The sequence below is a fragment of the Chitinophaga sp. Ak27 genome (assembly GCF_012726295.1).
In the GTDB taxonomy this organism is placed as follows: Bacteria; Bacteroidota; Bacteroidia; order Chitinophagales; family Chitinophagaceae; genus Chitinophaga.
In genome coordinates this window covers 1-9,208 of sequence record NZ_JABAOB010000001.1, presented here as the reverse complement: position 1 = coordinate 9,208, position 9,208 = coordinate 1, and the positions used below count along the sequence as shown (strand labels likewise).

The window sequence follows — 9,208 nt, the reverse complement described above, 5'->3', positions numbered from 1 at the left end:
CATAATAATCTTTTTTTCAGATGAAAGAAGTAAATACCGCACACTCGCTGGAAGAACAATGCACAGAGATGGCCGCTATTCTTGGCCTGGAGGAACCGGTTACAACGCAGGTACTGCTTTCCGCCCTGGCAAACCCTGTGTATGCACATAATCTGCTGGTCTGCAGAAACGCCCCGGAGTTCATGCAACAGCTGCTTAAGAATCCTCCTGCGATAGTAGCAGAAGATGGAGTAGTGCCAACTACCGCTACGCTGATCTCTAATGCAGCTAAATCATTTGCACGCTGGGCTGCTACCGGTTTCTCCACCGTTTCCAATGAAACCTATGAGCGCCGGCTCAGCGCCTGCGATGCCTGCCCCGACCTGAATGTACCTCCTCCCAAACAAGGAGCGCTATACAAAATGATGGGCGCCAAAGTAGATGAGCGCAAGGTATGCCGCAAATGCGGATGTGTAGTATCCGTAAAGGCACGTCGCAATACAGATACTTGTCCTGAGCCAGATCCGCAACGCCCAGGCTTTAATCGCTGGCAGGAGCCCATCCCGGGCTAATACCCCCTATAAATCCGGAAAAATTATTCCATAACACAAAATCCTATTTTATGGCAGAAGTTAAAGCAAAACCCCAAAAGGCGGTGATCGCAGCATCTTACGATCCCAATACCTGTAAACAAAAGATCCTCGATGCACAACGTATTCCCTGTGATACCCTGAGCCTTCCTTACCATTGTGATACACTCACCGGCGTAGGTGGCGATTATCACCAGGAATGCGTAGATGCGGGTATCATTTATTTTCAGGTCCGTGTCGCCGTTTGCAAGAACGCTCCCAAAAATGAGTGGAAGTATTTTCCCCCTTCCACTTATTTCCAGCAGTGTAATGCACTTATACAGCAGGACCCAAACTGGACAATGGACTGGTGCTATTGCTGTTGCGCATGTTTTGCCAAAGAAACACTGGTGGCAGTGCCTGACGGGTATGCGGAGATCTACACCATCCCTGTTGGAGCGGAAGTCTTGACGGGGTCGGTGAACGGCGGCGTAAAACCCAAATGGTCCAACTCCCTCGTGAAGTTAAGCATGGGAACAGGAGAAGGCCCGCAGCCTATGATGGTCTACATCGGCTTCGGTACTGATCAGGCGAAAGATCTTATCTGCACACAGGACCAGCCTTTCCTGTTGTCTAACGGAAAATATACGACTTCCAGTCGCCTGGTACCCGGAGATAAGCTGGTAGACAAAGAAGGGAATGACGTTGAGGTAGTATTTGTGAGCATGGGTAACTACAATGGCGCTGTACATCACATCGCTGCGGGAGAATTATGGAATAAAAATCCCGATGGACACCTGATCCTCACCGGGGGCGTCGTTGCAGGCGACTTTGAATTCCAGCTGAATTTCGATTCCTTACCCAGTGACAGGAAAGTAGATAATTACGAAAACCTGCCTCGCATCGGTACTGTTGAATATGATCGGAATATGAAGAAGCATGTGGTCAAATCTGATGTCTTCTTCCATTTCAATCACCAGGCTACCACTGGCCCCGATGGTGGAAAAAAACGTACCGCTGGTGGAATGTTCACCACCTACCGCCGCCAATCTGCGCCTATTCCAGTAGGAGCACAAAGGCTATTGACATCCGCTCAGTCAGAAGACATCCTGAAAAATGGAAAATTCATTTCCCTGGGAGATCCGATGGCGCAGATAAATTATGATACCGTCCGCCGCCAACTGCAAGGCTCTTATCCAGATATCGTTTTCTATTATGATCCGTTTGACCTGATGCCGCAGGTGTATGCATTTGAAGCCTATGGTCAGAAAGTAGTGATATTGACCGGAGGGCTGGCACGTCTGATAGGTTTCAATTATGAAGGCATCGCCATGGCGATGGGTCATGGGGTAGGTTGCTTCTATGGCGGAGAGCCTAAAGTACTGGAAGGTTATTCAGCTGTAGGTCAGGCAGACAGATATTCTTTTAGTATCGTAGGTTCCAGACTATGGATAAATACGCCTGCCTTCCAATACATCACAGCAGCCATTAGCCAATGGGAATATATGTTTAGTCTCATTAACCCGGAAAATGCAGGAGGTAATCCGCTGGATCCATTACACGATCCATCTATTGCCTGTCGCACCACCATCATTCAAAGCGCTCCATTCGGCGGCGGATTGCCTGAATGTGCTGGTGGCCCTCCAGCGAAGAAAATAGAATTACAATTGGCCAATGCCACCAGTCTGACAGATGTTTCCCTGACATTCAGCCTGGCCCTGGATCCAGCAACAACGGATGATCCAAAGAATTATGAGTTTGATCCAACTGTGGAGGTAGTCACCGCCAGGAGAAATCCGCAGCGTGATTTTGTGGTAGACCTGGTCGTAAATGTACTGAAACCGGATACCACCTATAAAGTGACAGCGAAGAACCTGAAGTCGGCGCTTGGTACTGGTATGGATCCTAAATACGCGTCTACTTCTTTTAAGGCGCCAGGAAATAAATGATGCTATAATTGAGGGTTTTTATAACCGGGTCAGTTTTCTAACTGCCCGGTTTTTCATTGTCACAGCAAGAAACACCGCGGGGAGAGATGCCGAATTTTTTCCTGAACTGGTGGGAGAAGAACCCCGGATTACTATAACCTAATTGCTGGCATACCTCCACTACTTTATATTTGCCCGATTCCAGCAGCTTTTTCGCATGCTCGAGTTGCTTTTCAATGAAGAGTTGCTTGGGCGCAATGCCATAAATTTTACCGAAGAGTAATTTATATTTTGATACAGACATATTAGCTTTCATCGCCAGCTCCTCCAGGCCAGGAAATTCAGCTTCAATATTGTCGGTGATATAGGCAGCGGTACTATAAATGGCGTGCTCGTCGGCGCCATATACTTTATGCGTGGTTAGCAGAGGTTGGTTCGTCAGCATATCCTGGAAGCCCGCTAGCAGGGAATAGGAGGCAGCGGTAAGATGCAGCCCGAAGGCCGCATGACGGATATTGATCTGATCTAACTCACGAATGATTTTACATGCCCGCGGATCCATCTTATTCTGCATAAATATGGCATGGAGAGGAGGATTAAACAGCTGGTATAAAGTCGCCTTATTCAACAGCCGGACGCCCATTTTTAATGCGGATTTCTTCTTCATGATCAAACAAATTCCATGCTGCCGGGTGCCTGATTTACCCGGATTCCCGGGATAGGCAGATTGCATCTGGGCACAATTCATCAGGGTAACGGTGTTTGTCAGGGAAGGAGGAAGTAATCCCGGAGATGAAGGCAGGTAAAGGTTTTCCTGTTGGGAGAAATGTAAAAGACAATAGCCGTCATCATTGAGCATATTCAGGTGAACAGGGGAGTGATATTGCAGGTTAGCATAACGTACTGCCATATTTTCATTCAGCTGTAAGTAACAGGATACACCCTCTGCAACCGATGGATGTGCCCAGCATTTAATGATGCGATAACCGCTGGCAGTATAGCCCATTTGCGTACGCTCCATTAGCGCCACGCTGAGTGCTTCTATCCAACAGGGAGTAATTCCTATTTTGCAAGAAAAAATTCGTTCTTCCATGTCACTAAAACATCAATGAAACTACCGTGAGAAAATAATTGGGTAAAATGGTTACTTTGATAATATTATTTGAGGGTATCGGGCTAAACGGGGACGCTGTACCCGTTTCTGCACCAGGTAATTTAAAACAATTAAATGAAGACAAAAAATTTAAAACCAGTAAAATAGGAGATGATATGTACCCATCAATAATAAAGCCATAGGCTGGATTTCCTGGTTGAAGGGTTGTCACAATGGTGAATACAGAAATGATCGAGGTGCTTTGAAGTCAGATACAGACTTGTTTCAGTTAACAAATCTCAAATAGTCGGTTTTGTATAAGGAAAAGTCCTAAATGGGCAAAGGTTGGGTGAGTATTTAGCAGTATGTTTGAATTACCAATTACCTTTGCTTTTATTAGTCGGGTTACAGGTTTATCTCTAAAATTCCATGTCACTAAAATAAGTAGCTCAGCGCCCTGAAGAAAGTGGCCTGCGGAAAAAATCAATTATAAGATGGTTAAAGTAATGAGATTATTATTGTGTGGGGTAATTTTTTTCCTATGCCCTGCATATTTTACCTATGCCCAGGTTAAGGCTCCAGCTCCTATTGGCCCGGTGCCCACGGCAAATCAGATCAGATGGCAGGAAATGAAGTATTACGCCTTTGTACATTTCTCCTTAAATACTTATACTGATCAATCCTGGGGATTTGGTAACGAAGACGTTAAATTATTTAATCCTGCAAAGCTCAATTGTCGCCAATGGGCACGTATTTGTAAAGAAGCAGGTATGAAAGGGATTATTATAACTGCAAAACACCATTGTGGTTTTTGCTTATGGCCATCCAAGTATACGGCATATTCCGTAAAAAATGCGCCGTGGAAGCATGGAAAAGGAGATGTAGTGCGGGAGATGGCGGATGCCTGTAAGGAATATGGCCTGAAGTTGGGTATATATTTATCGCCTTGGGATAGAAACCATCCTGATTATGGAAAACCGGAGTATATCACCTATTTCAGAAATCAGCTAACAGAGCTCCTTACGAACTACGGGCCGATTTTTGAGGTCTGGTTTGATGGCGCTAATGGCGGGTCCGGATATTATGGGGGCGCTAACGAAACACGTACTATTGACCGGACTACTTATTATGACTGGCAAAATACTTATAAGCTCATTCGAAAGCTACAACCAAACTGTGTCATATGGAATGATGGAGGCGATAGAGGAGACTTGCGTTGGGTAGGAACAGAAGGTGGCCTGGTCGGCGAAACGAACTGGAGTCTGCTGAATGCAAAAGGAGAAGTTACATGGAATATGTTGCATTATGGTCTGGAAACAGGTGATGCCTGGGTGCCTGCAGAAGTAAATACTTCTATCAGGCCCGAATGGTTTTATCATCCGCACGAAGATGGACAAGTGAAAACTGTTCCGCAGCTAATGGAAACCTGGTATAATTCGATCGGACGTAATGGTTCCTTATTGCTGAACTTCCCGATTATGCCGAATGGCTTGATCCACCCTAATGATGAAAAAGCCGCACTTGCACTGGCGGAAGCGGTAAAAGAAGCATTTGCTGTCAATCTTGTTACAAACACGAAAGCCACTGCTTCTAATGTCAGGGGAAATGCAATGCAATTTGGACCGGCAATGGCAACAGATAATAAAGCTGATACTTATTGGGCAACTGACGACAGTGTAACCGGTGCGACATTAATACTGACGTTCGATAAACCAACTATCTTTAACCGTTTTATGGCCCAGGAATATATACCATTAGGGCAGCGAGTAAAGTCTTTCACTATTGAAGCGCTTGTTGATGGTAATTGGAAGGAGCTGGCAAAAGCAACGACTATCGGATATAAACGTATCCTGTGCTTCACCGCGATAAAAGCGGCAAAATTTCGTTTCAATATTACTGGCTCAAAAGGTGCTCCTGTAATTTCTGCTATAGGCATTTATAATGCACCACAAATTCTGGCGGCGCCGGTAATTACCAGAAACCAGGTGGGAGAAGTAACTATTAAGCCGGCAGATGCTGCCTCGACTATATATTATACCTTAGATGGTACACGGCCGACAACGAAATCGAAGAAATACAGTGGCCCTTTTCTCTCCGAAGGAAAAATAGAGATAAATGCTTTTGCATATGATCCTTCTTCCGCTAAAAGCAGCGCTGCGTCAGCGGAAAAATTTGACATTTCCAGAAAGTATTGGAAAATTTTGGAGACAAATGATGAAAAGGCAAGTCTCATCTTCGACGGAAATCCAGCTACAGCATGGCACCAAAGTCAAACCGGAAAAATGCCTGTTGACCTGTTAATTGATCTGGAAGACATCCAGACCTTATCAGGATTTAGATATTTACCAGATCCCGGAAATACCTCAGGAGCAATTACACGATATCAATTTTTGGTTTCGAATGATAATGCAGAATGGAAACTGGTAGAGGAAGGTGAATTCCCGAATATAAAAAATAATCCAGTGTGGCAAACAAGAGTATTTTCACCGATAAACGCACGATATATTAAACTTCGTGCTTTAAGCGACATTTACGGCAAAAGCACCGCAGGATATGCTGAGATGGATGTAATTACTAAAGATAGATGATAGTTATCTAGATTAGCCATGCCGCTTTAATTGTGGTTATTACATTAGGCCGGCTTCAAATAACATACATATACTCCACGAAGCACAAAAATGACTTTTCTCAATTTTTACATTGCAAAGTATCAATTAAATCAAACAATATCGAAGGTACCTTTGCGCCATGAGAAGATCAACAGTTTCCCGCCCGCGGATCAATTTTACGCCTAACCATGAGTGGATCGATATCAACGGATCAGTCGGATTTGTAGGTATTTCTGCATTTAGACTAAAGAATATTGAGAATATTGTTAATGTTAAGTGGTTCAGTCCGAAAGGCATTATTAATCGGGGAACCGTGGTGGCTGAAATCCATACCTCCGACGAAATCATTCCCATATTTGCTCCTATCTCCTGTAAATATCTTGGGCAGAACCAACAGCTGTCCGGAAATCTAAACCTCATCCTGGAGAGCCCGCAAGACAAAGGATGGGTGTTTTTTGTAACGCCCTTGAAATTTCACAATCAGGAACCTCTCTTATCACCAGAAAGTTACCAAAAGCTAATTCGGGGTAGGGTAGCCCATTAATTATTTCTGAAAAGAACTGCCAGCCAGGTAATAATAAAAAGAAGATGAAAAGACATAGTTTGAAGAAATCCGGTTTTATTTCAAGTATTATAAAGAATAAATGTCCCCGCTGTAGAACAGGGAAGCTATTTAAGAATGATAATCCCTACAATTTAAACAAAGTACTGGATATGCAGGATAATTGCCCGGTTTGTGGCCAGCGGACAGAACTCGAGATTGGCTTTTGGTACGGAACAGGGTATGTAAGTTATGTGTTGGCAGTTATGTTTTCCATTTTAAATTTAACCTGGTATTGGCTGATATTTGGTATAACGTGGCGAGATAATAGTATTTTCCATTGGTTGATCGTGAATGGTATTATACTTACCCTCTCAATGCCTGTGTTGATGAGGCTTTCCCGTACTTTGTACCTGACTTTTTATATAGGTTATGATCCTGAAGCAGAAGATCAGCACTAATTTTTCCTGTCCCGTATTTTGATCCGGTGAACCATTTTTGAAAATCGAACGCGGAATGCATCGTAAAACATAGCAACGACAAGTATAACGGAAGGGATGAAAAAAGTATAATATTTTAAGTGTAGAAAGACATATCCTCCCAAAATACACCCGGCAAGAAAGAAAAATATGATTACCAACCGTAGCACAATTTTCTTTCGAATGCTGCCATTATTTTCAGGTGATGTTGAAACCAGCGCGTAAAGGTCAATCCCTAAATCAGTAAACATACCGGTTAGGTGCGTAGTTCTCACCACATTGCCTGAGATGGTGGATACCAAAGCGTTTTGCATGCCCATCGCAAAAAGAAGGCTGCCCGCAAAATATTCCGTTTTAATAATCGAGCGATCAAAAGTATACCCGAAGCTACCTACAAGCACAAGGATTGTAATTTCAGCTATGATGGGAACGGTATAACCAAATCTCCTGTTTTGTCCTGATTTTCCGATGCAAAAGCTGGAAAAGAATGCACCGGCAAGAAAAAGCACCAGCCATAGACCGACCATGCGCGCCGATCTAAGATCGCCCGTGGCCAGTTTATGTGCCAGTAGCGCCGCATGTCCGGTTACATTGGTTGTCAATACAGAAAACGCAAATAGTCCGGCCGCATTTACCATTCCCGCAGTGAAGCATAGCAGCACTGCTAATCGTAAATTATGTCGGTAGTTCCGTTTCCTGCCTATATGACGAAGCATCGGTTGTTTTGTGTGTAATCTTATTGTTCTGATGAAAGAATTTAGTTGCCTGCCTTCGCACTTTCTGCAACAAAAGGTGACTTTTTTATGTAAATCAGCGCATAGCGAAAACAAGCCCATTGAGTGCTATTCCAATCAAGGGGAGACAAACGCTCTATCCAGAGCTGTAGTTGCGAGCTGAAAGATTTTTGCATTCCCTGGTATCCGGCATGTTCAATACCATTGATAGCCGTTGAAATGATACGCTCTACCTGCTCATTATTTTGGGCTAATTTCAATTTTTCTGTCACTGATAATAAATAACTATCCTTATCCGCTGTCATTACCTGGATTTTAATTATTAGTTGTATCTATCTCTTTATCCACATTTTTAATAAGAAGTCAACTGTAGCATCTACTAATTGATAGCTGGGAGGGACTTCATCTTCCAGGCTGTGAAATGTTACCAGTCTTGTGCCGCTTGGTTTATTCTCCAGAGATTTAAACATAGAACGGGCATAATAATTATATAAACTGACGGAGTATTCTATTTGTTGGTCTATCTGACCTTCATCAACGAGGTTTTCAAAAAAAGAATTGTAAAAATAGAAATGGTCATATTCGTCAAAGTCCACCTGTGTGAAATTGCAATTGATGAAATCAACATTTCCGGTACATGTCAATTCCCTGGCGGCTTGTGCGAAATTAAACAGTTCTTTTCGTTGCTCTACACCCGAAAATGTTGCTTCAGGAAAAAAATATCCTCCTATTAAGCAGAACTTGCCAACACCACTTCCAATATCCAGAATTTTTTTTCCTGTTCCGGCGGACAGGAATTTAGCGGACTTTTTTGCAACTTCCATCGGTGTCCAATGCCGTTTTGATAATTGCTGTATCCTCTCCGGATATAACCAGTCAAACGCCGCGTCATTTGCATACCAAATGGGCTTCGGCAACATATTGTCTAAAGTTGATTCGATCATAAATTTTGAGTAAACTGAATGTTAGCGTGAGTAATAAAAGTCAGGTGGCTACAAATGGTGACAGAAATTCATCAGGCAGCTAGCTTTCACAACAAAAACGCGGAGCAAAGCTAGGTTATATCTCTTCTCTTTTAATTGATACTTTTCAATAGAAAAATTGAGAAAAGTCAATTTTGACTCATTATGTTCACTTATAGCGGGCTTTGGGGCTGACCAAAAAGGTCGGCCCTTTTCTTTGCAGAGAAAGGGCCGATTAGTAATTTTAATTACCACATTGAAATTACTATGGCCAAAACTAAGACTAAACAGGTATTTAAACAATATACGCCTAA

At 43.3% G+C, this 9,208-nt stretch carries 9 protein-coding genes; 5 read left to right on the top strand and 4 right to left on the bottom strand.

Going from position 1 to position 9,208, the window contains the following annotated elements:
- Nucleotides 1-20: 20 nt before the first annotated feature.
- Nucleotides 21-551: a hypothetical protein gene (locus HGH90_RS00045; protein ID WP_168765470.1), complete on the top strand. Its 531-nt coding sequence runs from the start codon at nucleotides 21-23 to the stop codon at nucleotides 549-551.
- Nucleotides 552-601: 50 nt separating this feature from the next.
- Nucleotides 602-2,497, top strand: a complete 1,896-nt coding sequence (locus HGH90_RS00040; RefSeq protein ID WP_168765469.1) for a hypothetical protein — start codon at nucleotides 602-604, stop codon at nucleotides 2,495-2,497.
- Between the two features lie 37 nt (nucleotides 2,498-2,534).
- Here HGH90_RS00040 and HGH90_RS00035 read toward each other — a convergent pair whose 3' ends face one another.
- Nucleotides 2,535-3,569 carry a helix-turn-helix domain-containing protein gene (locus HGH90_RS00035; RefSeq protein ID WP_169190048.1) on the bottom strand — a complete coding sequence of 345 codons (1,035 nt, stop codon included), beginning with the start codon at nucleotides 3,567-3,569 and terminating at the stop codon, nucleotides 2,535-2,537.
- 494 nt (nucleotides 3,570-4,063) lie between these two features.
- On the opposite strand from HGH90_RS00035, the gene HGH90_RS00030 reads away from it, so the two are divergent.
- The 3 genes from HGH90_RS00030 (at nucleotide 4,064) to HGH90_RS00020 (ending at nucleotide 7,180) form a co-directional block, all read left to right on the top strand.
- On the top strand, nucleotides 4,064-6,157 hold the full coding sequence (locus tag HGH90_RS00030; protein ID WP_248276948.1) for an alpha-L-fucosidase: 2,094 nt from the start codon (nucleotides 4,064-4,066) through the stop codon (nucleotides 6,155-6,157).
- Between the two features lie 160 nt (nucleotides 6,158-6,317).
- Nucleotides 6,318-6,722: a glycine cleavage system protein H gene (locus HGH90_RS32185; protein WP_168765467.1), complete on the top strand. Its 405-nt coding sequence runs from the start codon at nucleotides 6,318-6,320 to the stop codon at nucleotides 6,720-6,722.
- A 44-nt stretch (nucleotides 6,723-6,766) separates the two neighbouring features.
- Complete coding sequence (locus tag HGH90_RS00020; RefSeq protein WP_169190047.1) at nucleotides 6,767-7,180, top strand: DUF983 domain-containing protein; 414 nt, start codon at nucleotides 6,767-6,769, stop codon at nucleotides 7,178-7,180.
- Here the strand turns inward: HGH90_RS00020 and HGH90_RS00015 are convergent.
- Genes HGH90_RS00015 through HGH90_RS00005 form a run of 3 tightly spaced genes read right to left on the bottom strand, consistent with a single transcriptional unit; the run spans nucleotide 7,177 to nucleotide 8,876 of the window.
- Entirely contained in the window at nucleotides 7,177-7,914 is a 738-nt protein-coding gene (locus HGH90_RS00015; RefSeq protein WP_168765465.1) for a YoaK family protein, read from the bottom strand. The genes HGH90_RS00020 and HGH90_RS00015 overlap by 4 nt on opposite strands.
- A 41-nt stretch (nucleotides 7,915-7,955) precedes the next feature.
- Nucleotides 7,956-8,237 (bottom strand): hypothetical protein, encoded by a 282-nt coding sequence (locus tag HGH90_RS00010; RefSeq protein WP_168765464.1) that lies wholly within the window; start codon nucleotides 8,235-8,237, stop codon nucleotides 7,956-7,958.
- 27 nt (nucleotides 8,238-8,264) lie between these two features.
- Nucleotides 8,265-8,876 carry a class I SAM-dependent methyltransferase gene (locus tag HGH90_RS00005; protein WP_168765463.1) on the bottom strand — a complete coding sequence of 204 codons (612 nt, stop codon included), beginning with the start codon at nucleotides 8,874-8,876 and terminating at the stop codon, nucleotides 8,265-8,267.
- Nucleotides 8,877-9,208: the final 332 nt, after the last annotated feature.

Coding starts and splice junctions, on each gene's coding strand:
- HGH90_RS00045 (WP_168765470.1), top strand. CDS start 21: ATGAAAGAAGTAAATACCGCACACTCGCTGGAAGAACAATGCACAGAG.
- HGH90_RS00040 (WP_168765469.1), top strand. CDS start 602: ATGGCAGAAGTTAAAGCAAAACCCCAAAAGGCGGTGATCGCAGCATCT.
- HGH90_RS00035 (WP_169190048.1), bottom strand. CDS start 3,569: ATGGAAGAACGAATTTTTTCTTGCAAAATAGGAATTACTCCCTGTTGG.
- HGH90_RS00030 (WP_248276948.1), top strand. CDS start 4,064: ATGGTTAAAGTAATGAGATTATTATTGTGTGGGGTAATTTTTTTCCTA.
- HGH90_RS32185 (WP_168765467.1), top strand. CDS start 6,318: ATGAGAAGATCAACAGTTTCCCGCCCGCGGATCAATTTTACGCCTAAC.
- HGH90_RS00020 (WP_169190047.1), top strand. CDS start 6,767: ATGAAAAGACATAGTTTGAAGAAATCCGGTTTTATTTCAAGTATTATA.
- HGH90_RS00015 (WP_168765465.1), bottom strand. CDS start 7,914: ATGCTTCGTCATATAGGCAGGAAACGGAACTACCGACATAATTTACGA.
- HGH90_RS00010 (WP_168765464.1), bottom strand. CDS start 8,237: ATGACAGCGGATAAGGATAGTTATTTATTATCAGTGACAGAAAAATTG.
- HGH90_RS00005 (WP_168765463.1), bottom strand. CDS start 8,876: ATGATCGAATCAACTTTAGACAATATGTTGCCGAAGCCCATTTGGTAT.